23 protein-coding genes and 1 tRNA gene are annotated in these 24,220 nt (G+C 62.0%); 12 read left to right on the top strand and 12 right to left on the bottom strand.

Annotated features, from left to right (window positions below; all coding sequences use genetic code 11):
• Positions 1–13: 13 nt before the first annotated feature.
• The 12 genes from C0V76_RS00785 to C0V76_RS00745 all read right to left on the bottom strand — a co-directional run bounded on the left by C0V76_RS00785 (position 14) and on the right by C0V76_RS00745 (position 8,681).
• A complete protein-coding gene (locus C0V76_RS00785; protein WP_101940463.1) occupies positions 14–382 on the bottom strand; it encodes a VOC family protein in 369 nt (122 codons plus the stop codon).
• Positions 383–483: 101 nt separating this feature from the next.
• Positions 484–690, bottom strand: coding sequence for a hypothetical protein (locus C0V76_RS00780; RefSeq protein WP_101940462.1), 207 nt, complete (start codon positions 688–690; stop codon positions 484–486).
• A gap of 83 nt (positions 691–773) precedes the next feature.
• Positions 774–1,247, bottom strand: coding sequence for a hypothetical protein (locus C0V76_RS00775; RefSeq protein ID WP_101940461.1), 474 nt, complete (start codon positions 1,245–1,247; stop codon positions 774–776).
• A gap of 154 nt (positions 1,248–1,401) precedes the next feature.
• The gene (locus C0V76_RS19465; RefSeq protein WP_143707316.1) at positions 1,402–1,743 is read right to left on the bottom strand and encodes a hypothetical protein; all 342 of its coding nucleotides are present in this window, start codon (positions 1,741–1,743) and stop codon (positions 1,402–1,404) included.
• Positions 1,744–2,077: 334 nt separating this feature from the next.
• Entirely contained in the window at positions 2,078–2,542 is a 465-nt protein-coding gene (locus tag C0V76_RS19460) for a hypothetical protein (RefSeq protein ID WP_143707315.1), read from the bottom strand.
• 103 nt (positions 2,543–2,645) lie between these two features.
• Positions 2,646–3,098 (bottom strand): hypothetical protein, encoded by a 453-nt coding sequence (locus C0V76_RS19455; protein WP_143707314.1) that lies wholly within the window; start codon positions 3,096–3,098, stop codon positions 2,646–2,648.
• Positions 3,099–3,497: 399 nt separating this feature from the next.
• The gene (locus C0V76_RS00770; protein ID WP_101940991.1) at positions 3,498–4,187 is read right to left on the bottom strand and encodes a TetR family transcriptional regulator C-terminal domain-containing protein; all 690 of its coding nucleotides are present in this window, start codon (positions 4,185–4,187) and stop codon (positions 3,498–3,500) included.
• A 103-nt stretch (positions 4,188–4,290) separates the two neighbouring features.
• On the bottom strand, positions 4,291–5,307 hold the full coding sequence (locus tag C0V76_RS00765; RefSeq protein ID WP_101940460.1) for an ABC transporter substrate-binding protein: 1,017 nt from the start codon (positions 5,305–5,307) through the stop codon (positions 4,291–4,293).
• 54 nt (positions 5,308–5,361) lie between these two features.
• Complete coding sequence (locus C0V76_RS00760; RefSeq protein ID WP_101940459.1) at positions 5,362–6,495, bottom strand: ABC transporter permease; 1,134 nt, start codon at positions 6,493–6,495, stop codon at positions 5,362–5,364.
• A complete protein-coding gene (locus C0V76_RS00755) occupies positions 6,492–7,370 on the bottom strand; it encodes an ABC transporter permease (RefSeq protein WP_101940458.1) in 879 nt (292 codons plus the stop codon). Before C0V76_RS00755 ends, C0V76_RS00760 begins: the two co-directional genes overlap by 4 nt.
• Positions 7,367–8,200 (bottom strand): ABC transporter ATP-binding protein, encoded by an 834-nt coding sequence (locus tag C0V76_RS00750; RefSeq protein ID WP_101940457.1) that lies wholly within the window; start codon positions 8,198–8,200, stop codon positions 7,367–7,369. Before C0V76_RS00750 ends, C0V76_RS00755 begins: the two co-directional genes overlap by 4 nt.
• A gap of 405 nt (positions 8,201–8,605) precedes the next feature.
• Positions 8,606–8,681, bottom strand: a tRNA-Phe gene (locus C0V76_RS00745).
• Positions 8,682–8,826: 145 nt separating this feature from the next.
• Between C0V76_RS00745 and C0V76_RS00740 the strand changes: the two genes are divergently transcribed.
• From C0V76_RS00740 to C0V76_RS00685, 12 genes are all read left to right on the top strand, one after another.
• On the top strand, positions 8,827–10,137 hold the full coding sequence (locus tag C0V76_RS00740) for an HD-GYP domain-containing protein (RefSeq protein WP_101940456.1): 1,311 nt from the start codon (positions 8,827–8,829) through the stop codon (positions 10,135–10,137).
• Positions 10,134–12,032 carry a PAS domain-containing hybrid sensor histidine kinase/response regulator gene (locus C0V76_RS00735; RefSeq protein WP_101940455.1) on the top strand — a complete coding sequence of 633 codons (1,899 nt, stop codon included), beginning with the start codon at positions 10,134–10,136 and terminating at the stop codon, positions 12,030–12,032. Before C0V76_RS00740 ends, C0V76_RS00735 begins: the two co-directional genes overlap by 4 nt.
• A gap of 70 nt (positions 12,033–12,102) precedes the next feature.
• The gene (locus tag C0V76_RS00730) at positions 12,103–12,414 is read left to right on the top strand and encodes a ferredoxin (RefSeq protein ID WP_101940454.1); all 312 of its coding nucleotides are present in this window, start codon (positions 12,103–12,105) and stop codon (positions 12,412–12,414) included.
• Positions 12,411–13,067 carry an alpha/beta hydrolase gene (locus tag C0V76_RS00725; protein WP_101940453.1) on the top strand — a complete coding sequence of 219 codons (657 nt, stop codon included), beginning with the start codon at positions 12,411–12,413 and terminating at the stop codon, positions 13,065–13,067. Before C0V76_RS00730 ends, C0V76_RS00725 begins: the two co-directional genes overlap by 4 nt.
• A 118-nt stretch (positions 13,068–13,185) precedes the next feature.
• Positions 13,186–13,794, top strand: a complete 609-nt coding sequence (locus tag C0V76_RS00720) for a glutathione S-transferase (protein ID WP_101940452.1) — start codon at positions 13,186–13,188, stop codon at positions 13,792–13,794.
• A complete protein-coding gene (locus tag C0V76_RS00715; RefSeq protein WP_101940451.1) occupies positions 13,794–14,723 on the top strand; it encodes an ATP-binding cassette domain-containing protein in 930 nt (309 codons plus the stop codon). Before C0V76_RS00720 ends, C0V76_RS00715 begins: the two co-directional genes overlap by 1 nt.
• Positions 14,716–15,501: an ABC transporter permease gene (locus C0V76_RS00710; protein ID WP_101940450.1), complete on the top strand. Its 786-nt coding sequence runs from the start codon at positions 14,716–14,718 to the stop codon at positions 15,499–15,501. Before C0V76_RS00715 ends, C0V76_RS00710 begins: the two co-directional genes overlap by 8 nt.
• Before the next feature lie 101 nt (positions 15,502–15,602).
• On the top strand, positions 15,603–17,471 hold the full coding sequence (locus C0V76_RS00705; protein ID WP_101940449.1) for a sensor histidine kinase: 1,869 nt from the start codon (positions 15,603–15,605) through the stop codon (positions 17,469–17,471).
• A gap of 29 nt (positions 17,472–17,500) precedes the next feature.
• Positions 17,501–17,824, top strand: coding sequence for a divalent-cation tolerance protein CutA (cutA, locus tag C0V76_RS00700; protein ID WP_101940448.1), 324 nt, complete (start codon positions 17,501–17,503; stop codon positions 17,822–17,824).
• The gene (dsbD, locus tag C0V76_RS00695; protein ID WP_101940447.1) at positions 17,821–19,635 is read left to right on the top strand and encodes a protein-disulfide reductase DsbD; all 1,815 of its coding nucleotides are present in this window, start codon (positions 17,821–17,823) and stop codon (positions 19,633–19,635) included. Before cutA ends, dsbD begins: the two co-directional genes overlap by 4 nt.
• The gene (locus tag C0V76_RS00690; protein ID WP_101940446.1) at positions 19,632–19,988 is read left to right on the top strand and encodes a RidA family protein; all 357 of its coding nucleotides are present in this window, start codon (positions 19,632–19,634) and stop codon (positions 19,986–19,988) included. Before dsbD ends, C0V76_RS00690 begins: the two co-directional genes overlap by 4 nt.
• A gap of 175 nt (positions 19,989–20,163) precedes the next feature.
• Positions 20,164–24,087 carry a DUF3683 domain-containing protein gene (locus C0V76_RS00685; protein ID WP_101940445.1) on the top strand — a complete coding sequence of 1,308 codons (3,924 nt, stop codon included), beginning with the start codon at positions 20,164–20,166 and terminating at the stop codon, positions 24,085–24,087.
• Positions 24,088–24,220 lie beyond the last annotated feature (133 nt).

Here is a 24,220-nt window from a genome sequence, read left to right as displayed (position 1 = left end):
TGCCCCTTGGGTTTCAGTCGATGTTCTGGCCAATGCGCCAAAGAACACCTGATGGATCGTAGAGACAGAAATCACGCATGCGCCAAGCTTGATCTTCCAGCGCGGTGACCTTCACCCCGTATTTTTCGAGCACACCACTTTCGTGGACCTGCTGCCACCATGCATTCACGTCTTCTACCAGGATGTGCATCATGAAATTTTCAGCAAACGCTTCAGCACAGAAATCCTGGAGTAGAAAGCTGACGTCCCCGAAGTGGAAGTAAGCGATACCGCCGCCTTCAGAGGCCATCGTAAAACCAAGGTCCTTGTAGAACTGCTTGGAAAGCTCGAAGTCTTTCGACGGAACAAATGCCTTGATTTCTGTGATTTTGAGATTTGACATGGATGCTTCTCGCTACGACGCCGAACGTGAAGGTGAGCCGTCGGAGGCGGCGGTCTACTCCAACGGCAGGTTAAAGGCCAAAAAAACGCGGGGCCGGCTCATCATGGCCAGGTTACGAAAGAGGCGAGCAGAACCAACGGCGCTACAACTCCGACCAGAAATGAAAAGGTTCCTTCGAGAACCAATCCTGTGCGCTCGATGAAACCACCGTTCGCCCATTCCTGAATCAGAGCGCGCCGAAACCTGGTGTTGAAAACGAACAGCCAGAAGAACGCGAAATAGCCGATGACTTCCACAAATCCGCTCACTCTCGATTTACTCCGTGTCGTGCTGACGGCGCTAGCCCCTGGACGTCCTTCTCGGTGGAAGGGTTAGACGGCATCTCACACGCCTACTGGCAAGTATTCATTGGCTCGTCTGCGCACTCGACCTTCCCCTCAATCTCGTACCAGTTCGCTTGTGCGGCCCCGGCGCAGCGTAGTGACTGAACCCGTCCATTCGCTTTTACCTTGACGGTGATTCCGGCCGATGTCTTCGCTCCCTCGGACTCACTGAAGACGGTGTATTCGGCGTCACCCGTATCGAAGTGAAGCGAAGTTCGATTTTCGTTGGGCCGGAAGTAGTGAAAGTAGTCGAAGGATGATGGTGTGAAGTCTCCATTCCTTGGGTATTCAAGCTCCACTTTGCCCGGGCGTCCAAAGCGGTACTGCACAGACTCTCCCTTCGAACACACCGAGATCTGCTTGCCTGCATTGGTTGAGCAGGAAAAGATAACTCTTTCTTTTGGAGCGCAAAGGCCCTTCGAATCCATGCCAAGAGCAAGGCCTGGGACAACCGTCACAAGGAGTACAAGCAGTTTTTTCATGACGTCTAACGTAGAAGTGAGGGGCTGCCGGAGCTACGACGCCGAGCGTGAAAGCGAGCAGGCGTAGGGCGGGTTAGGCGCAGCAGTAACCCGCGCGGAATAGGTGTGTCCTGCCTGTCCGGAAGGTTTTTCCGCGCGGGTCAATTGACCCGCCTTACCTGGCTTTTTTCCTAATGTTCATGCCCACGCGGACACGGCCAGAAATTTTTCTGGCAATCACTACGCGTAGAGGAGTATCTGGAATTTTGTGGAATCGCTTTTTATGAGCCGGGCTTGACTTCACCGCATTTTCAATTGAAACGAGCCCCTCTTCATCTACAGTAGCGACTACTGCCTGCAACAGTTGGTTTTCGTGATGCCTTCTGCTGCGCTCAGCATTATCTTTGTTGTCGCGAATTGCGTGACGTGAGTGTGCTCCTCTTTCGCCGTAGGTGTTTCGGCGATCTTTTTCATAGCTGAGCTGCTTCTTTTGCTGTGGTGTGCGTCGAGATGTCATAAAGATCTCCGAGGCCTAACGACGTGATGGGCTGCCATAGCGGCAAAGCGGCGAAGGGAAACCATTTGTGCTGGATACTTGCTAATTAGCGTGCCGACCAAGCCCACACTCTTGCACTGAGCCTCGCACGACGCAAGTTGCGACGGCTGCTCGGATGCCCAATATGCAAATGCGCCCATCAATACGATAACGCCCCCAAATACGAGAGCAACCAATGCGCTGGGTGTGAGCTGCGGTTTCTTCATTCGGCTAACGTGGAGATGAGAGGCGGCCGGAGTCGAAGGCGAAGGGGACCGCAAGCGCCGGCTTGCGGACGTCCCTCTTGATCGCAGGGTTAGACAGCAATCTTTTGCACCCGTGTGTTTTTCATCGTTTTACAGTCTGCAAGGTTGCTGGGTCGGGGAACAATTTTCCGCTCATCAAGCATTTCCCTAACTAGTGCGATTGCATCTTCCCTATATTCGCAAGACCACCATTCGGTAGAGGTAAGAACAAAGCGCTTGTTTTGACCGCGAAGCAATAGTGTTCCGCTCGGGGAGAAATCAGCTTCAACAACCTCATTCCACGCAATTTCCCAGTGCCCCCAGTAGGACTTATGCGTAACCCCACGACGATCAATAGAAAAACTTCCAGCCCCTAGAGCTGCGTATACAGATAGCGCTGAAAAGGCAAGCAGGCCAAGACCAGCCCACGGCTGCTTAGCCAAAAAGGCGGCAACAGAGCATCCAATAAACAACAAAAAACATCCGCTACAAACAAAGCGGAATTTCTTCATTTCAATTTTGTAAGAAATGGCCATATGAGGAAATGTCTAACGGTTGACGTGAGGGGGCACCGTAGCGGCGAAGCCGCGGAGGGAACCTGCAAGCGCAGTTTGCGGGCGGTCCCTCTCGACGGACTGGTTAGGCCACAGCTCTAAGGTATGGCGGAGTTGATTTTTCTTGCTCAAGATCGGTGATCCTTAAAAATGGCCAGACAGATATATCACCTGCTTGGTGGAGCTTATAGCGGGCGATTGGAATAACTAGACCAAGCGTAAAAATGACAATTAAGTACCAAGGAAACCGAAAGATTCCTTGAATGCGAGGCCACTCATATTCAAAGTCGGTTTTTAGAAATAATATCCAACGAGCGACTTCGCGTTTTGCATCTCTTGGTAGGCGATATTTGCCTGTAAGTTTATATTCACGCATATCGTCGTAAAGCATCCATGCTCCATTCCAGAATATGGCACTAACGGCACGATCAGATGAACCAAGCGGTAGATTATCCTCAAATTCATCATTACTTATTTGCCCTGCAACTAAATGACGCAGCAATTCAGCGAATTTGTCCCTGGCTAGTCGATCGATCATTTGTGCGGCCTAACGTGTTATAGGGATCAGTTTTGCCGCATAACATCGGCGCATGCCCCCTAACATGGCATGACCGATCAGCGAAGATTGGTTTCCAGACTAGTTTTTCGCGATTCTGCTGTACATCAGACCCGCATTAACAGCGTCGACAAAAACCTTACGCTGCAGATTTCAGGTTTTGAGCTTCGTATGGCCGCTTTGCGGCGGCAAGCTTGAATATCCGAACCTGACCCGCTGCAGCCATTCTAGTCCGCTGGCATCAAGGGTGGCGTCGGTGAGCCGTCGCCCGAGATGATGCCTGTGCCGTCGGTTTTGCCCTTGAGCGTTGCAGAGGCTAGTCGTCCGGAACGCTCGAAGCGGCTGATCCCAGCGGCACTTCAGATCACGCCAGCGTTGTGATCATGACGAAGAGTTGGGAAGCGACGAAAGCCCGCAGGCCCGCAGCGTGACGTTCAGCACATGCTCGAGGGCGCGCTTGCGCGCACGCGGGCTGTGGGTATCCGCACCGAGCACGGCCTGGATCTGCACGTCGAAATCGGCGTAGGTCTGGGTAGTGGCCCACAGCGTGAAAAAGAAGTGGGTGCTGTCCACCGGGGCGATGCGCCCGGCGGCAATCCAGGCCTCCAGCACGGAGGCTTTCTCGCGCACCGTGCGACGCAACTCGCTTTGCAGCATTTCGCCCACTACCGGCGCGCCATGCAGCAATTCGTTGGCGAAGACTCGCGAGGCATCTGGCCGCTCATAGGCCAGGGCCATCTTGTGGCGCACATAGCTCTCGATCGCTTCACGCGGATCAGCGTCTGCCGTGATCACGTCGGTGGGTGAGAGCCAGTCGTGCAGCACCCGATCGAGCACTGCGCGATAGAGCTCGGCCTTGTTGCCGAAGTAGTAATGCAGATTGGGTTTTGGTACGCCCGCTTCTTCGGCGATCTGGGCCATGGTGGCGCCGCCGAAGCCGGCTCGTGCGAAGACGCGTTCGGCGCCGCTGAGGATGGCGGCTTCGTTGAGCTGGCGGATGCGGCTTTTGCTGACGTCTGACTCTTCAACGAGCGCGGCCTTCGCACGGCTTGCGGTTTTCCGGGTCGTCATGGCCATGGTCTCGGGCGGGCAGTGGGGCCCACATTCTAGCTTCCGGGCCGGATGGCCGGGGTAGCCGGGAGGGGGCGGTGCCGCCCCTCCCGGCCGGGCTTGCTTACTTCGCGGCTGCGTCCCACACCATGTGAGTCATGGCGGCCTTGCCCGGATCCTTCTTGATGACCGGATCCGAACCCCCGCTCATCAGCACCTTCACCGTGCGCTCATAGGCGGCCGGGTCGAGGTAGCCGATCTTGGGCGTGTTGGCGTTGGAGATCAGCTTGGCGACGTTTTCCATCTGGCGCTTCTGCACCGCAACGGTGGCGCTGCCCGAAGCATCCTGGGCCACCACGATCTTGGCGGCTTCTTCCGGATTCTTCACTGCGTCGTTCCAGCCCTTGAAGCTGGCCTTGAGGAACTTGGCCATCTTGGCGACGAAGGCCTTGTCACGCAGATTGGATTCGAGCACGTAGAGGCCGTCTTCCAGCGAGGCCACGCCCTGATCCTGATAGAAGAAGGCGAGCAGATCGGACTCTTTCACGCCGGCGTCCACCACCTGCCAGTACTCGTTGTAAATCATGGTCGAGATACAGGCGGCCTGGTTCTGCAGCAACGGATCCACGTTGAAGCCCTGCTTGAGCACGGTGATGTCCTTGCCCGGCTTGTAGCCCAGCTTGTTCATCCAGTTCAGGAAGGGGTACTCGTTGCCGCCGTACCAGACGCCGAGGGTCTTGCCCTTGAGATCCTTGGGTGAGCTCACGCCGGAAGCCTTCTTGCAGGTGAGCATCAGGCCGGACTTGTCGAAGACCTGGGCGATGTTCACCAGCGGTACGCCGGCTTCGCGTGCAGCGAGGGCATCCGGCATCCAGTTCACCACCACGTCGGCCGACTTGCCGGCGATCACCTGCACCGGCGAGATGTCCGGGCCGCCCGGCTTGATCGTTACATCCAGCCCGGCTTCCTTGTAGTAACCCTTGGCCTGCGCCACGTAATAGCCGGCGAACTGCGCCTGCGGCACCCATTTGAGCTGCAGGGTGACCTTCTCGGCCGCCTGGGCGCCGATCGAACCGAAAGCCGCAGCGGCCGCCAGTGCGCTAAAGACAAGATGCTTCCTGAACCTGTTCAACGTGGACATCGGACAACTCCTTGGTTGGGTGAAACGAGGGGGCAAGAACGAAAAGAAGGGGGCTCAGGATTGCGCCGCGCGTACCGACGGATGCCAGAAATTGACGCGCCGCTCGCAGAGCACCAGCAGGCTGTAGAGCGCCGAACCCACGATGGCCGAGAGCACGATCGCGGCCCAGACCAGCGGCATCTGCATGCGCGCAGCCTCGGTGGAGATCCGGAAGCCCAGGCCTGCCGTGGGCGAGCCGAAGAACTCGGCGACGATGGCGCCGATCAGGGCCAGGCTGGCATTGACCTTGAGCGCGCCGAAGATGAAGGGCATGGCGGCGGGTAGTCGCAGTGCCAGCAGCTGCTGACGCGGGCTGGCCGCATAGGAATGCATCAGTTCGCGCTCCAGCTTGCCGGCGGCCCCAAGGCCCGCCAGGGTGCTGACCATGGCCGGGAAGAAGGTCATCAACACCACCACGGCGACCTTGGAAGGCCAGTCGAAGCCGAACCACATCACCGCGATCGGGGCGACGCCGACCAGCGGAATGGTGCTGGTGAGCGAGGCGATCGGCAGCAGGCCGCGTTGCAGGAAGGGGGAGCGCTCGATGGCAATGCCGGTGGCGATGCCCAGCCCGCTGCCCAGCACATAGCCGGTCAGAACGGACTTCAGCACGGTCTGCACAAAATCGCCGCCCAGCTTGTCGGCTTCGGTGAACAGCGCAACGAGGATGTCGGCCGGTGCCGGCAGGAGTACGCGCGGCACGGCAAAGGCCGTCACCAGGAGTTGCCAGAAATAGAGCATCCAGAGTCCGAACAGGACGGCCGTCAGCGTGGCGACCCAGGGCGGCGAATCCAGCATGGCCAGTCGCTGCACGCTGGTGCGGGCGAGCAGGAACTGGGCGATGCACAGCAACCAGAAGGCGGTGGCCGGCTCGGACTCTCCGCTAGGCACCGACAGCAACAGCAGGGCTCCGGTGAGCAGGCTGCCCAGCAGCAACGGGAGGGTGCCGAGCAGGCAGCGCAGGGGTTGCGCCGCCAGCAGCACGCAAACGATCTGGAGTGCCGCGACGCGTAGCGCGGGGCTGTGCAGGGCCGGCAGCGGGATGACCGGATCGAAGCCGCTGAGCGAGAAGGTCTGGCTCAGTGCCAGGCCGGCCGGAATGATCGCCAGCAGTGCGCCGATGGCGCCGGGAAGTTTGGTCTGACTCATGCCTGCCTCCTGCGTCCGACAATCAGGTATTCCACCGCAGCGACCAGCGCGGTGAGCACTACGCCCAGCAGCGCCGCCATGATCAGGGCCGACCAGATCTGCAGGGTGTTGCCGTAGTACGAACCGGTGAGCAGCCGCGCGCCGAGGCCGGCCTGCGCACCGGTGGGCAACTCAGCCACGATGGTGCCGGCGAGCCCGGCGGCGATAGCCACGCGCAGGGAGGGAAACAGGAAGGGCAGGGAAGAGGGCAGGCGCAGGACGAAGAAAGTCTGGATGCGCGAGGCCGAATAGGTGTGGATCAGCTCCATCTCGAGGCGCTGCGGGGCACGCAGGCCCTGCACCATGGCGACCGTGACCGGAAAGAAACACAGGTACATCGCGATCGTGGCCTTGGGCAGCATGCCGGTGATGCCGAGACTGCCAAGAATGATCAGCACGATCGGGGCGATGGCCAGCACCGGCACGCTCTGACTCGCCACGATCCAAGGCATCAGCGCCCGGTCGAGCGTGCGCGAATGCACGATGCATACGGCGAGCAGGCCGCCGAGGGCCAGGCCCATGAGGAAGCCGGTCAGCGTGGCACCGGCCGTGACCCAGGCGTGCAGCAACAGGTTGCGCGGTGAGTCGAGCGGCGCGTCAAAAATCGAGGTCCACAGATCCAGCGCGATCTGATGCGGCACCGGCAGCACCGGGCGCTGCATGCTGAAGGTTGCGGCGACCAGCTCCTGCCAGCTCCAGGCGCCTTGTGGTGCGAGGACCCGCTCGATCACCCCGGCCGCATTGAGCCAGATAGCGAGCAGATACCAGAGGACGAGCCCGACCGCGAGCAGGGTCGCGACCGGAACCAGATGCTGTTGAAACCGATTCTGGCTCATTGATGCCCCTCCGCCAGCGCCTCGCGTACTTCCTGGGCCAGGCGGGTGAACTCGGGGGTGTCGCGGATCGAGAGATCGCGTTCGAAGGGCAGCGGTGATTCGATTACTTTCACGATCCGCCCGGGACGCGGCGACATCACCACGATGCGCGTCGACAGATACACCGCCTCGGCGATCGAGTGAGTGACGAACACTACGGTGCGGCGCTCGCGCAGCCACAGCTGCTGCAACTGCTCGTTGAGCTTGTCGCGGGTGATTTCATCCAGCGCGCCGAAGGGCTCGTCCATCATCAGGATCTTCGGTTCGAAGCCCAGGGCGCGGGCAATCGACACGCGCTGCTGCATGCCGCCGGAGAGTTGCCAGGGATACTTTTTCTCGAAGCCGGCCAGCCCGACCCGCCCCAGCTGCTCGCGCGCAATCTCCTCGCACTCGGCCTTGCTGCGCCCGATCAGCTGCAGGGGCAGCATCACGTTGGCCAGCACGGTGCGCCAGGGGAACAGAGCCGGCGCCTGAAATACATAGCCATAGGCGCGGCGCTCGCGTGCATCGCTTGGCGTCATGCCGTTGACTAGCACCTCGCCTGAAGTGATTGGCTCCAGATCGGCGATTACGCGCAGCAGGGTCGTCTTGCCACAGCCGGACGGCCCGATCAGCGATACGAACTCGCCCCGGTTGATCGTGAAATCGATTTCGCTCAGCGCATGCACCGGGCGATCCGCAGCCTGGTAGATCACGCTGGCCTTGCGGGCTACAACCGCGGGCCGGGCAACGGGGGTTTCAACTGCAGAGTGGGGGCTGGCCTGAAGTTCGGTGGGGTGCGGTGCATTCATCGGGAAGGCGTCCTGAACCGTCAATTTCTTGACCAAATGGTTTAAATTCAGAACACCTATCGCAAACTTCATGCCACCACCGCAATACGCCGCAGAATCGTTCCCGCGCCCGCAAAACGGGTCTCAGACCGTCCGAAAACGGTGCGTGGCAACGCGGGATTGATGCAAATTGGGGCGTCGCAGGCGGCTTGCCTGCTCGTGCGATCTCGGAAGGTGCTGACCGGCTCAGGGGCTGCAGGCTGGTCGCCGACTCGAAGCGGCGCAATGGCGAAAGCGCCCGGGCAGATTCCGGCGCGCTCAGGTGCGTCCAGGCCGTGACATTCAGGCCGGCAGGTTCGGCACAGGTTTTCGGCAGCCGGAAAGCAAAAAGCCCAGCGCGAGGGCTGGGCTTTTTGCTTGAATCTTTGGTGGCCGGTCGCGGAATCGAACCACGGACACGCGGATTTTCAATCCGCTGCTCTACCAACTGAGCTAACCGGCCAAACGAGCCAAGAAATATAGCAATACTTTTTACGTTTGGCAAGCCATTCGTGCAGAGAAACTTGGATGTACCCGCATGTGTAACTCAATTTATCCGTGCGGATGCCGATAGCCCTGCGAATACGTTGAAACAGACCGCTCACCCCATGAATACCGAGAGCTCCCAGAAAGATTATTTCATCACCCCCGAGCAGCTGAGCGTCGGGCTCTTCGTGTTCATCGATCTGCCTTGGTTCAGTCATCCGTTCAGTTTCAACAGTTTCAAGATCCGCAGCAACGACCAGATCCAGACCCTGCGTGGGTTGGGGGTGAAGCGTTTCCGTTATGACCCGGATCGCAGCGACGCTCCGCAGTTTCCGGCCGCCGCCATGGCCACGGTTGAGCCGGTGGCGACGACGGCTGAGGCGTCTTTGCCGGAGTCTGCCGATGCGGCTGATCCGGCTTTGGCCGCCAAGCGCGAGCGCGTTGAGCGTTTGCGCGAGCAGCGCGTTCGTATGGGCAATGTGGAGAAGGCCTTCGTGAAGGCCGCCAGCATCATGCGCAACATCAATCGCAACCTGCAGGCGCGGCCGAAGGAATGTATCGAGGAAATCGGCGAGCTGGTGCAGCAGATGGCCCAGGCCTTTCTTGAGGCCCCCGAACTGACCCTGCATGTGATGGGCGAGAAGGCGGGTGGTGAAGAGGTGTATTACCACGGCCTCAACACCTCGATTCTTTCCATGATGCTGGCCCGCGACATGGGTATGGCCATGGAGGAGGGCAAGGTGCTGGGCCTTGGCGCACTGATGCACGACATTGGTCTGATCGAGATTCCGGACCGGGTGCTGAAGAAGACCGATGAGCTGACCCACGCCGAGAGCGAATTGCGCAAGCTGCATTGCGAGTACGGCGTGCGCATCGGTCAGAAGGCGGGGCTGCCGGGCAGCGTGCTGAGCATCATCTTCCAGCACCATGAGATGGCGGACGGTACGGGCTATCCAAAGGGACTCAAGGGGGAGACGATCCATCCGCTGGCGCGCATCGTGTCGCTGGCAAACTACTACGACAATCTGTGCAATCCGGTGAATACCGCGAAGGCGCTGACACCTCATGAGGCCTTGTCGCTGATGTTCGCGCAGCGGCGTGCCAAGTTCGATGCCAAGGTTCTGCAGATCCTGATCAAGAACCTCGGCGTCTATCCGCCGGGCAGCATCGTGAAACTATCTAACGATGCGCTGGCCTTGGTACAGTCGGTGAATCCGCAGAAGCCCCTGCGCCCCTGGGTAGTGGTGTATGACCCGGATGTGCCCAAGGAAGAGGCCATCATGCTGGATCTGGAGCAGGAGCCCGATATCAATATCAGCAAGGCAATCCGCCCGGGCCAGTTGCCGGCCGAGGTGTTCCGCTACCTGAGCCCGCGTACCCGGGTAACGTATTTCTTTGACGCTGATTCGCGTGGTGGAGGCGGCAGGTCATGAGTCAGCCGGCACCGGAAGCGATCCTGCTCGACGCCTGCAGCGAGATCATGCTGCTGGTCGATCCGGTCTCGCTGGCGATTGTCGCGGCGAGTGCGGCGGCCACCCGCGAGCTGGGCTATTCGCGTGAGGAATTGCTCGGCAAGCTGATCACCGACATTGAATGTGCGCTTGCGGACGTGTTCTTCTGGGAAGAGGTGCGTAACGGTGGCAGTGCTGAGCTGGTGGATGCGGAAGGCCTGCATCAGTGTGCCGATGGCGAAATGCTGGCCACGCTCAAGAATGTGACCCGGATGAGCGAGGCGCCGGGCTGGATCATCGTGCGGGCGCACGGAATCGCAGCCAGGAAGCGTGCTGAGGAAGAGCTGGCGCTGATGACCTCGCAGCTGCGTGCCACGCTCGAAGCTACGGCCGATGGCATCCTGGTGCTGGATCGCCAGGGCCAGATCAGCAATATGAACCGGCGTTTTTCGCGGATGTGGCAGCTGCCGGGTGAGCTGCTGCTGCGCCACGAGGATCGGCGCCTGATGGCCTACATTCTCGACCAGATCAGTGAGCCGGAAATCCATGCGCGACGGATCACCGAACTGGGCGCCGATGACGAGCGCGAGACTTTCGATGCCTTGCCGCTGCGCGATGGCCGCATGTTCGAGTGCAAGTCGCGCCCGGCGCGCCACGGCGAACAGGTTATCGGCCGGGTGTATTGCTTCACTGACGTCACCCAGCGCCACCGCGCCGAACAGGATCTGATCGCCGCGCGCGATGCGGCCACCTCAGCCAGCCGCGCCAAGGGCGAGTTTCTCGCCATGATGTCGCACGAGATCCGCACGCCCATGAACGGCATCATCGGCATGGCCCAGCTGCTCGAATCCACCCCACTGAACACCGAGCAGCATGAGTACGTGCGCACCATGCGGACCTCGGGCGATGCCCTGCTGGCGATCATCAATGACATCCTCGATTACTCGAAGATCGAGGCGCGCAAGCTGGAGCTGGAGAAGACCCGTTTCCGCCTCGACAGCCTGCTCGAAGATCTTGGCCGCCTGTTCTCGCTGCAGGCGCGTGACAAGGGCCTCAGCTATCACAGCCTGATGGCACCGGGCACCCCGCTCAGCGTGGAGGGTGATCCCACCCGCCTGCGCCAGATTCTGGTCAATCTGATCGGCAATGCCTTCAAGTTCACCGCCCGTGGTGCCATCCATGTCACCGTGAATGAAGTGCAGCGCGAGGCTTCGCGGACTCGCCTGCGCTTTGCCGTGCGTGATTCAGGCATCGGCATTCCGGCTGACAAACAGGCCAATATCTTCACGCCTTTCGAGCAGGCCGACATGAGTACCACCCGGCGCTTCGGCGGCACCGGCCTGGGGCTTTCCATCTGCCGCATGCTGTGCGAGCTGATGGAGGGTGAGATCGGCGTCAGCAGCCAGGCTGGCGAGGGCTCGGAGTTCTGGTTCGAGATCTGGCTCGCCTGCGCGGAGGTCGACGTCCAGCGCGAGGCCCGGCCCAGCGTGTCGCAGGCCATGGTGCCGGAGGAGGCCAGCATCCTCATCGTCGAAGACAACAGCGTGAACATCATGGTGATCAGCAACCTGCTCAAGAAGCTGGGTGCTCGTCAGCTCAGTGTGGCCCGCAACGGTCTCGAAGCGCTGGAGCAATGTGCAGCCCGGAGCTTCGACCTGATCTTGATGGATACCCACATGCCCGAGATGGATGGCCTCACCGCCACCCGCCTGCTGAGGGAGCGCGGGGTCAGCACGCGCATTGTTGGTGTCAGCGCCGATGCCATGGCCAGTGACCACCATGCCGCCTTGGGTGCCGGCATGGATGACTACCTGACCAAGCCGGTGGCACTTGAAGCCCTGCGCCGTACCATCGAGGCTTGGCTGGGCGTGGCCTGAGCATCGCCGTCGGGCGCGGACCGGCCTACAATTGCTGCTTCCGTCAGAACAACAAACGAGCGCCCCCGCCATGAGCCAGTATTTCACCCATCACGTCTTCGTCTGCTGCAATCAGCGCGCAGCGCCCGATGCCTGCTGCAACACCCATGGTGCCAGCGAGCTGCAGACCTATGCCAAGGAACGCGTCAAGGAACTGGGCCTGTCCGGCAAGGGCCAGGTGCGTATCAACAAATCCGGCTGCCTCGGCCGCTGTGATGATGGTCCGGTGCTGGTCGTCTACCCGGAGGGCACCTGGTACACCTTCGTCGATAAGGAAGACATCGACGAGATCATTCGCGAGCACCTGCAGAACGGCCGCATCGTGGAGCGCCTGAAGGTATGAAGGCCCTGCCTACTGAAGCCCAGCTGATCGCAGGCCCGGACGGGGCCATCGAGCTGCTGATCGATGCGCCCGAGTCCCCGCGGGGCATTGCGCTGGTTTGTCATCCGCACCCGCTGTTCGGCGGCGCCAACACCAACAAGGTGGCGCACACCCTGGCCCGTACCCTGCGCGATCTGGGCTACGTCGCGCTGCGACCGAACTTCCGCGGTGTCGGCAAATCGGAAGGGACACACGACAATGGTGGTGCCGAGACCGAAGACATGCTCGCCGTGCTCGACTGGGCCCATGCGCGCTGGAACCTGGATGCCTACCGCCCCACCGTGCTGGCCGGTTTCTCCTTCGGCGCTTTCGTCCAGACCCGGGTCGCCAAGCGCCTGAGCGACGACGGGCAGGCCGCCAAACGCCTGATTCTCGTCGGCACCGCCGCCGGGTTTGTCGAAGGTGCTCGCCAGTACGCGACCGAGGCCGTCAGCCCGGACAGCCTCGTGATCCACGGGTCCAAGGATGAAACCGTACCGCTCGCCAATGTGCTGGCCTGGGCCGAGCCACTCGATGTGCCGGTCGTGGTAGTGCCCGGCGCAGACCACTTCTTCCACGGTCGCCTGCACTGCCTGAAGGACATCATTAATCGCTCCTCCTGCGAGTGCCACTGAACAACAGCAATCCTGTAGGGCCGACTGCAGTCGGCCTCCACGTATGGCGTGCGGTTGAAGCCGCACCTACGTGCGACTCACGCTTGATCTCCTGAACAATTCTGAACGGAGCAACATCATGAAGCTGATCGGTTCCCTTACCAGCCCCTATGTGCGCAAGATTCGCGTGCTGCTGCTCGAAAAAGGCATTCCCTTCGAGTTCGTGAATGATTCCCCGTGGGAGCCAGGTAATCATGTGGCGGAGTTCAACCCGCTCGGCAAGGTGCCGGCGTTGGTGACGGATACCGGCGAGATCTTCTTCGATTCGCCGATTCTCGCCGACTACCTTGAAACCCTCGGTGTGTATCCGCCCGAGCTGCCCACTGACGCGCTCGAAGTCCTGCGCGTGAAGCAGCTCGAAGCGTTGGCCGATGGCATTACCGATGCTGCCGTGGTGTGGCTGCTCGAAACCCGCCGCGCCGCCGAAAAACAGGATGCCGCAGTGATCGAACGCCAGCGTGGCAAGATGGAGCGAGGCCTGGATGCTGTCGAAGCGCGTCTGGGCAGCCATGAATTCCTGTACGGCGGCCAGTTCAGCCGCGCGGACATCGCGATGGCCTGTGGCCTGGCCTGGATCGACTTCCGTTTCCCGGCCTATGACTGGCGTAGCAGCCGCCCGGCGCTCGCCGCCCACATCGCGCGCGTGCTGGCCCGGCCGAGTTTCGAAAAGACCATCCCCGTCGCCTGATGCCGCTGCTCATCGAAAACCTGCACAAACACTATGGTGAGCTGGAGGTGGTGCGTGGCATCAGCCTTCAGCTTCAGCCTGGTGAATGCTTCGCCCTGCTCGGCCCCAATGGCGCTGGCAAGACCACCACCCTGCGCTGCGTGCTGGGCCACACCGAGCCATCCGCCGGCAGCATCGAACTCTGCGGCCTGCCGGTACCGGCCCGTGCCCGCGAAGCGCGTGCCAAGGTCGGCGTGGTGCCGCAGAGCGACAGCCTCGACCCGGATTTCACGGTCACCGAAAACCTGCTCACTTTTGCGCGCTATTTCGGCTTGAGCCGGGAGGCGGCACAGGCGCGTGTGCCCGAACTGCTGGCTTTCGCTGGGCTGGAGGCCAAGGCCGACGCGAAAGTGCCGTCGCTCTCCGGCGGCATGAAGCGCCGCCTCACCATGGCCCGCGCGCTGGTTGCCGACCCGGATCTGCTGATCATGGATGAGCCCACCACCGGGCTGGACCCGCAGGCCCGCCACCTGATCTGGGATCGCCTCAAGGGCCTCATCGCGCAGGGCAAGACAATTTTCCTGACCACCCATTTCATGGACGAAGCCGAGCGCCTCGCTCACCGCATCGCCATCCTCGATCGCGGCCAGATCATCGCCATGGGCACGCCACGCGAAGTGATTGCGGCCCACATCGAGCCGCAGGTCGTCGAAGTCTTCGGTGAGTGGCAGGGCCATGAAGGCGGTGCGGCGGCCTGGGCGGCAGCCCATGCCGGTGAGTTTGCGAGCCGCTTCGAAGTGAGTGGCGAAACCGCCTTCTGCTACCTTGAGCACCCCGAAGCCCTGCTCGCCCACCTTGCCGCCCAGGGCGGCCTGCGTACCCTGCACCGCCCGGCCAATCTGGAAGATGTGTTCCTCAAGCTCACCGGACGGGAGATGCGGGATGAGTAAACTCCTGGTTCCACTGGATCTCTCCCCGCGTCGCGCCCTGTCAGTATGGCGCCGTAATGCCGACGTCTGGCGCCGCCTCGCGATCCCTTCCTTGCTTGGCAATCTGGCCGATCCGCTGATCTACCTGCTGGGTCTGGGCCTGGGCCTGGGCGCCCTGCTACCGCAGGTGCATGGCGTGAGCTATATCAGCTTCCTCGCTACTGGCACGGTGGCTTTCTCGACCATGAACGCCGCCACTTTCGAGGCGCTCTATTCCGGCTACGCACGGGCGCATCAGCAGAAAACCTGGGAGGCGATCATGAACGCACCCCTCTCGCTGGACGATGTGATGGCCGGCGAGTGGCTGTGGGCGGCGACCAAATCGCTGTTCTCGGGCGGCGCCATCCTGATCGTGATCAGCCTCTTCGGGCTGGTGCCCTGGACGCATGCGCTGGCGGCGCTGCCGCTGGTGTTCCTCACCGGTCTGTGTTTTGCCGGCATCGGCTATATCGCCACGGCGCTGGCGCCGGGCTATGACTTTTTCATGTACTGGTTCACGCTCTTCATCAGCCCGATGGCCATGCTCTGCGGGGTGTTCTTTCCGCTCGAACAGTTGCCGGCCTTCGTGCAGGGCGCGGCCCTGGTGCTGCCGCTGGGGCATGCCATCGGGGCGATCCGGCCGCTGCTGCTGAGCGGAGCTACGGATGGGCTCTGGCTGCATGTGCTGGTGCTGTCTGCATACGCCCTGATCGGCATGGCGCTAGCCAGAGCCCTGATGCGTCGTCGCCTGCTGCGCTGATTGCCCGCAAGGGCAAGTGCACTTGGGCTGCCGGCCCTCAGAATCAGCGGGCCGGTGCCTTGCCGGGGCTGGCCCGAAGGGCTGCTTAATCTGTCTTGATCATGAAATTACCCCAGGAGTCCGGAAGCGATTCAGACGAGGAGCTGCTTGCGCGACAGGCCACCGGCCTGCTGCGCATGATCATTCTGCTCACCCTGAGTCTGGGCGTCGGTCTCGGTCTACTGGTCGTTCTGGGTAACGAACAGCCGCAGCCACTGGGCTGGGCGGTGGTATTCGGGCTGGCACTGCTGTGTGGGGTGTCGCTTCTTCTGCTGGAACACTATCCGTCAGCCGTGGCGCGGCGGACCTTCACCTGGGGCTTTACGGGCCTGATCGTGTTGCAGTGTCTGCTGGTCAACGGCATCCGCAGCCCGATTGCGGCGCTGTTGCCAGTTGTGGTGATGCTCAGTGCCTGGTCCGGCCGCCAGCGCGAGACGCTCGCTCTGGGCCTCTTCGCGCTCAGCGCGCTGGGCCTGATGGCGGGTTTGGACGGCATTTTCTGGCCCCAGCAGCAACCCCGCTCGGCGCTCAATTTCTGGGCCAGCTATGCCTTCTGCATTATCACTGGCTCCGTCATTGCCAGCCGGATCGCCCACACCCTGCAAGGCCATTACAGTCGCCAGAAGCAACTCGGGGAACAGTTGGCCGATCAGGTGCGCGAGATGCAGCAGGCCAGGGAGAAGTTCTCCACCTTTTTTTTCATGAACCCGGTGCCGGTGAGCATTACCTCACTCAGCACCGGGCGCTATGTGGAGGTCAATCCGGCCTGGGAAAAGATTGGCGGCTGGACCGGCGAGGAGTTGCGCGGCCGTAACTCGCTGGATCTGGGCATCTGGGTTACGCCGGAGGAGCGTGAGGAATGGATTGCCGAATTCAGTGCGGCCGGACGCATGAGCAATCGGCTGACGCGTTTTCGCCTGCGCGATGGTTTGATTCGCTATTTCCTCGCCAGCAGCGAGGTGATCAATTACGAGGGCGAGCGCTGTGTGTTTGCGGCTTTCATCGATATCACCGAGCAGCGCGAAGCTGAGGCCCGCCTGCGCGAACTCAATGTAAAGCTCGAGGAACACGTGGCCGAGCGCACACGCAGCCTCGCTGAAGCCAACCAGTCGCTGGCGCGCAGCCTGGAGACCCTGCAGCAGACGCAGGACGAATTGGTGCATGCTGAAACCATGGCCTCGCTGGGCTCGATGGTGGCGGGCATTTCGCATGAGCTGAATACCCCGATCGGCAATGCACTGACGGTCAGCACGGCTCTGCAGGATCAGGTGCGTGACTTCTCGGAACGCATCCGGCGTGAGCCGATCACCAAGCAGGCCCTTTTCGATTTTCTCGGCGATCAGCACACCGGTGCAGACCTGGTGGCGCAAAGCCTGCTGCGGGCGGCCGAGCTGGTCACCAGCTTCAAGCAGGTCGCGGTGGATCAGGCTTCCGAGCGCCGCCGCGGTTTTGATCTGGCCGGTGCCATGGGTGACATCCTCAGCACCTTGAGGCCCATGTTCAAGCACAAGCCGATCGAGCTGCGCGTTGATCTGGCTCCCGGCATTGCCATGGACAGCTATCCCGGCCCGCTCGGTCAGGTCATCAGCAACCTGACCCAGAACGCCATCCTGCACGGCCTCGATGGTGCAGACCACGGTACGGTCAGCATCGAAACCCGCGCCGTCGGCACTGAGCGGCTGGAGATCGTGGTCAGCGACAACGGTCGTGGCATTGCCGCCGAACACCTGCCGCGCATCTTCGACCCCTTCTTCACCACCCGCCTGGGCCGCGGCGGCTCCGGGCTGGGCCTGTCGATCACCCACCGTCTCGTCACCACCATCCTGGGCGGCAGCATCAGCGTGCGTTCCACCGAGGGCGAGGGTGCCAGCTTCAGGCTTGAGCTGCCGCGCATCGCACCGCAGCGCGAAGAGGTCGCGGACGACGCCTAGCGGCCGGTGGCGCTGGTAAGCTTGCCGCCATGCCTGCCACCGATGCCCTGCTGATTCTTTGCAACGTACCCGATGCCACTTGTGCACACACGATCGCCCAGACGCTCGTGGAACGCCGGCTCGCCGCCTGTGTCAACATCCTCGCGCCTTGCCAATCGGTGTATCGCTGGCAGGGCAAGGTCGAAACCGCCAGCGAAGTACCGCTGCTGATCAAGAGCACGGCCGAGCGTTACGCCGAGCTTGAAAGCGCGCTGCGCTCGCTGCATCCCTACGAAGTCCCGGAAATCATTGCCCTGCCGATTGCTGCCGGCCTGCCGGCTTACCTCGCTTGGCTTGTTCAGGAAACGGCATGAAAGCCCTGTTTACCCTCCTGCTGCTGTGTGCAAGCCTGCTTGGCCATGCCGCCCAGCCCGAACCGCTGCCACCGGAGCAAGCCTATCGCCTTGCCGCCAGCCTGCTCGATGAACGCACGATTGAAGTGCGTTTCCAGATCGAGCCCGGCTACTACCTGTATCAGTCCAAGCTCGGCTTCGCGCTGGCCGGCACTCCGGCGACGCTGGGCAAGATCGCATTGCCACCGGGCCTGCCCCACGAAGACCGGTTCTTCGGCAAACAGCCGGTCTATCGTGAAGGCGTGGTCTTCACCCTGCCACTGGATCAGGCGGTGGGCGAGGGCGCAGTGCTCACCGTGAGCCACCAGGGCTGCGCTGATTTCGGCATCTGCTACCCGCCCAGCGAAGTGCCGATCGAGCTTCACCCGGCCACCATGAGCCAGGTGAGCAAACCCTCTGGCGCCTCGCTGCTCGCGCTTGAAATACCGCCGCCGGGGGCACAGGAAACCGCTTCCGCCGCGGTGTCTGCGCCTGAAGAGGAGCGCATCTCCGGTCTGCTCGACGGCGGCAACCTCCTGCTGATCCTCGCCAGCTTCTTCGGCTTCGGCCTGTTGCTCTCCTTCACGCCCTGCACCCTGCCGATGCTGCCGATCCTCTCCGGCATCATCGTCGGCCACGGCCACAAGATCAGCCAGCGCCGGGCCTTCTTCCTGTGCAGTGCCTATGTGCTGGGGATGGCCGCCACCTATGCTGCGGCTGGAGTCGCCGCGGCCTTCTCGGGCCAGCTGTTGTCCGCTTGGCTGCAGAACGTATGGGTGCTCGGTGCCTTCGCGCTGCTCTTCGTGGTTCTCGCGCTGGCCATGTTCGGTGTGTACGAGTTGCAAGTGCCGGCGCGCTGGCAGCACAAGCTCTCCGCCAGCGCTCATCATCATGGCGGCTCGGCCCGCCAGCTCGCCATCATGGGCGCCATCTCGGCGCTGATTGTGGGCCCCTGCGTTGCCGCCCCGCTGGCCGGCGCCCTGCTCTATATCGCCAAGACGCACGATGCCCTGCTCGGCGGCCTTGCCCTGTTCATGCTGGGCCTCGGCATGGGGGCACCGCTGATCCTGGTTGGCGTAGCCGCGCGCCGCTTCCTGCCCAAACCCGGCGCCTGGATGGAAGGCGTCAAGCGCTTCTTCGGCTTCCTGTTGCTGGCCACTGCGCTGTATCTCGTCGCCCCGGTATTGCCACCGCTCCTGCCCATGCTTGGCTGGGCCGCACTGCTGCTGGTTGGCGGCATTTTCCTGCATGCGCTGGATAGCCTGCCGCCCGATGCGAAGCCGCTGCAACGTCTGTTCAAGGCCCTGGGCATTCTTCTGCTGCTCGCCGGCGCCGCCATCTTCATCGGCGCGCTGGCCGGCAGCCGCAATCCGCTGCAGCCTCTGTCTGGCCTCAGCGGCTGCAGCACGGCAGCCGCCTGTGAAAATACCGCACCGCGCTTCGAGCGCATCAACAGCAGCGCCGAGCTGGATGCGCGCATCGCCGCCAGTAGCCGGCCGGTGATGCTCGACTTCTACGCCGACTGGTGCGTGAGCTGCAAGGAAATGGAGCAACAGACCTTCGCCGATCCGGCCATCGCGGCCCAGCTCGCCGGTTTCACGCTTCTGCAGGCAGACGTCACCGCCAATCTGCCCGAGCACCGCGAACTGCTCAAACGCTTCGGCCTCTTCGGCCCGCCCGGTACTCTGTTCTTTGCGCCGGCCGGCAAGGAAGTGGCGGGTAGCCGGGTGATTGGCTTCATGGCACCGGAGCGCTTCGGCAAGATCTTGCAAAACGTGAAAGGCCACCCATGAGCGATATCGAACGCCTCAATCCGGCGGCCCGCTATGCCGACGCCACGATCTTCAAGGGCTTGGTGCAGGCTGTCGAAGTACCCGCCTCGGAGGAAGGTGATATCCGCAGCCAGACCGCCGAAATGCTGGCTCTGCTTGAATCCACGCTGGAAGCCGCTGGTTCGGACAAGGGCCGGCTGTTGATGGCCACCATCTACCTCATCGACATGGCTGACTACGCGGGTATGAACGAGGTGTGGGAAAAGTGGTTGCCCGCCGGTAGCGCGCCGGCGCGGGCTTGTGTGCAGGTGGCCGCGCTGGCCCGGCCAGGCTGGCGGGTGGAGATTGCGGTGATGGCGGCACAGGGCGCGTAGGTGCGACTTCAGTCGCACACCGAGCGTGGTAGCGAACCGAAGTCCGCCCTACAGCCCTCCTTCACGTTCATGTTTGCCCAAACCCGCACTCAGCTACGGGTCGCGTTTGCCCCCCCGAAGCCCTAAAATGGAGGGTCTGCCGCCCCCGGCAGGCCACAGAAAAGCGTCCCCAGCCATGCAACTCGCCCCAGAATTCGTGACCGCCCAGCCGCCCGTGCGTTTGCGCGAGATTCCTTACAACTACACCTCGTTTTCCGATCGCGAGATCGTGATCCGCCTGTTGGGCGCCGAGATGTGGGCCGTGCTGGATAGTTTGCGCGCCGAGCGCGTCACCGGTCGCTCCGCACGCATGCTTTACGAAGTGCTGGGCGATATCTGGGTGGTGCAGCGCAACCCGTATCTGGAAGACGATCTGCTCGATAATCCGGGCCGCCGCAAGGCCTTGCTCGAAGCCCTGCGCCATCGCCTGCGTGAAGTCGAGAAGCGGCGCCTGGATTCGCAAACCGAAGATGTGGATCGCAGCGAGAAAGTGGGCCTGCTGGTCGCCGCCGCCAACAAGGCAGTGGACGCCTTCGCAGCCCATTTCGAGCGCACCGCCGCGCTACGCGCCAAGGCACTGAAGCTGCTCTCACGCCATACCCGCCGCGACAACATCGCCTTCGATGGTTATGCTCGCGTCGCCCACGTCACCGATGCGACCGACTGGCGCGTCGAATTCCCCTTCGTGGTGCTCTACCCGGATACCGAAGAGGAAATCGGCCATCTGGTGCGTAGCTCGATCGAGCTGGGCCTTACCATCATCCCGCGTGGCGGCGGCACCGGCTATACCGGCGGCGCCGTGCCGCTCACACCGAACTCGGTGGTTATCAACACCGAGAAGCTGATCGATATCGGCAAGGTGGATTTCAATACTTCACTGCCCGGCGTGGAGCAGCCTTACGCCACAGTCTTCACCGGCGCCGGCGTGGTCACGCGCCGGGTGATGGATCTGGCTGACGATACCGGTCTGGTCTTCGCCTGCGACCCGACTTCGGCCGACGCTTCCTGCATCGGCGGCAACATCGCCATGAACGCCGGCGGCAAGAAGGCCGTTCTGTGGGGCACGGCGCTGGATAACCTCGCCTCGTGGAAGATGGTCACGCCAGACGGCAACTGGCTGGAAGTCGAACGCCTGAACCATAACCTCGGCAAGATCCACGATCAGGCCGAAGTGATGTTCCGCCTGAAGCGCTTCGATGCCGATGGCAAGAAGCTGCTTGGCGAAGAATTTCTGACCATCCCCGGCGAGCGTTTCCGCAAGGTGGGCCTCGGCAAGGATGTGACCGACAAATTCCTCGGCGGCCTGCCCGGCATCCAGAAGGAAGGCTGCGACGGCATCATCACCAGCGCGCGCTGGATCCTGCACAAGATGCCCCCCCACACCCGCACGGTGTGCCTGGAGTTCTTCAGCCAGGTACGCGAAGCGGTGCCGGCAATTGTCGAGATCAAGGACTTCATCGAGCGCCTGCCCAAGGTGGGCGATGCGCGCGTGCTGCTGGCCGGCCTCGAGCACCTCGACGAGCGCTATGTGAAGGCTGTCGGCTACGCGACGAAAGCCAAGCGCCACGGCCGGCCAAAGATGGTGCTGATCGGCGACATCGTCGGCGACGACGAGAACGCCGTGGCGCAGGCCGCCTCCGAAGTGGTGCGCCTGTGCAATGCGCGCGGAGCCGAAGGCTTCATCGCCGTGACCGCCGAGACGCGCAAGAAATTCTGGCTCGACCGCTCGCGCACTGCCGCAATCGCCAAGCACACCAACGCCTTCAAGGTGAATGAAGACGTGGTGATCCCGCTGCCGCGCATGGGCGATTATTGCGATGGCATCGAACGGATCAATATCGAACTCTCGATCAAGAGCAAGCTGCGGCTGGTCGAAGCACTGGATACTTTCTTCCGTGGCAATCTGCCGCTACGCGCCACGGAATCGGCGCTGGAAAAAGACGAGCTGATCGGCGACCGCCGCGTGCGCGTGCTGGATGCCATCGCTACCGTGCGCAGCCGCTGGACCTGGCTGCTGGAAAACCTCGATCTGCCGCTGAGTGAGGCCGAAGCGAAGTTCGCCGAGCTGGGCATCAACGCCGGCCCGCTGCAAAACCGGGCCGACGAACTGCGCCTGTTCCATCGCGTTCAAGACTATTCCGTGCGCATTTCGTGGAAGGCCGAGCTGAAGGCCGCCATCGAAGAGATTTTCGAAGGCAACACCTACCGCCCGATCATCGAGCGCATGGAGGCGATCCACAAGGAAGTGCTGCGCAGCCGAGTTTTTGTGGCCCTGCACATGCACGCCGGCGACGGCAATGTGCACACCAACCTGCCGGTGAACTCCGATCACTACGCCATGCTGCAGGAGGCGTACGCGGCGGTCGAGCGCATCATGCATCTGGCGCGCGGGCTGGGCGGCGTGATCTCCGGCGAGCATGGCATCGGCATTACAAAATATGAATTCCTCAGCGAAGAAGAGCTCGCACCCTTCCACGCTTACAAGCAGAAGGTTGACCCGGAAGGCCGTTTCAACGCCGGCAAGCTGATGCCCGGCGCCGATCTGCGCAATGCCTACACGCCCTCCTTCAACCTGATGGGCCACGAGTCGCTGATCATGCAGCAGAGCGACATCGGCGCGATCTCGGCCTCGGTGAAGGACTGCCTGCGTTGCGGCAAGTGCAAGCCTGTCTGCTCTACTCACGTGCCGCGCGCCAACCTGCTCTACTCGCCGCGTAACAAGATCCTCGCCACGTCTCTGCTAATCGAGGCCTTCCTGTACGAGGAACAAACGCGGCGTGGCGTGTCGATCAAGCACTGGGAAGAATTCGAGGACGTGGGCGACCACTGCACGATCTGCCACAAGTGCTACACGCCCTGCCCGGTAGATATCGATTTCGGCGACGTGTCGATGGCGATGCGCAGCCTCTTGCGCAAGATGGGCAAACAGAGCTTCAACCCGGCCAAGACGCTGGCCATGGCCTTCCTCAACACGACCTCGCCGGAGAAGATCAAGTTCCTGCGCAAGGTCTCGATCGAGTGGGCCTACAAGGCGCAGCGTCTGGGTGTGGATCTGCTGCGGCCGTTCAGCAAGGGCAGCACAAAGCAGCCACCGGCCTCGCTGGGCAAGCCAGCGCTGAAGGCGCAGGTGATCCACTTTGTGAACAAGAAGATGCCGGGCAACCTGCCGAAGAAGACCTCGCGCGCGCTGCTCGACATCGAGGACGATCACGTTGTGCCGGTGATTCGCAATCCTGCGACGACCAAGGTCGATTCGGAAGCGGTGTTCTACTTCCCGGGCTGCGGCTCGGAGCGACTGTTCTCGCAGGTGGGCCTGGCCACCCAGGCCATGCTCTATCACGTCGGCGTGCAGACGGTTTTGCCGCCGGGCTATCTGTGTTGTGGCTATCCGCAGCGCGGCTCGGGTCAGGATGACAAGGCCGAGAAGATCACCACCGACAACCGCGTGCTCTTCCATCGCGTTGCCAACACCCTCAACTACCTCGACATCAAGACCGTGGTGGTGAGCTGCGGCACCTGCTTCGATCAGCTCACCAAGTACGAATTCGACAAGATCTTCCCGGGCTGTCGCCTGATGGACATCCACGAATTTCTGCTCGAGAAGGGCGTGAAGCTGGAAGGGGTGAGTGGCACCCGCTACATGTATCACGACCCCTGCCACAGCCCGATGAAGCAGCAGGATCCGCTCAAGACGGTGAATGCGCTGATTACCGGCGTGGCCGGTCAGGCCAAGATCGAGAAGTCGGACCGCTGCTGCGGCGAATCCGGCACGTTGGCCGTGGCCCGCCCGGACATCTCGACCCAGGTGCGCTTCCGCAAGGAAGAAGAGCTGGTGAAAGGCGCAGACAAGCTCCGCGCGGATGGCTTCGAAGGTGATCTGAAGGTGCTCACTTCCTGCCCCGCCTGCCTGCAGGGGCTGCAGCGTTACAACGAAGATGTTGAAAAGCTCGACGCCGATTACATCGTGATCGAGCTGGCCAAGAACATCCTCGGCCCGGACTGGCTGCCCACCTATGTGCAACAGGCCAATACCGGTGGCATTGAGCGCGTGCTGCTCTAAGCCTCCACAAACGTGTGTCATCAAGAAGGCCCGTGTGACTTTTGTCACACGGGCCTTTTGCTTGGCGTCTGTCCCCTCGGGCAAAGCCTCGCAAACTGCCCTTTCGGCAGGCCAGCAAGGCCGGCACGGCTTC

Origin of the sequence: Uliginosibacterium sp. TH139 (assembly GCF_002855595.1) — a bacterium.
In the GTDB taxonomy this organism is placed as follows: Bacteria; Pseudomonadota; Gammaproteobacteria; order Burkholderiales; family Rhodocyclaceae; genus Uliginosibacterium; species Uliginosibacterium aquaticum.
The sequence above is the reverse complement of the archived record's forward strand: the minus strand, read 5'-3'. Positions and strand labels throughout refer to the sequence as shown.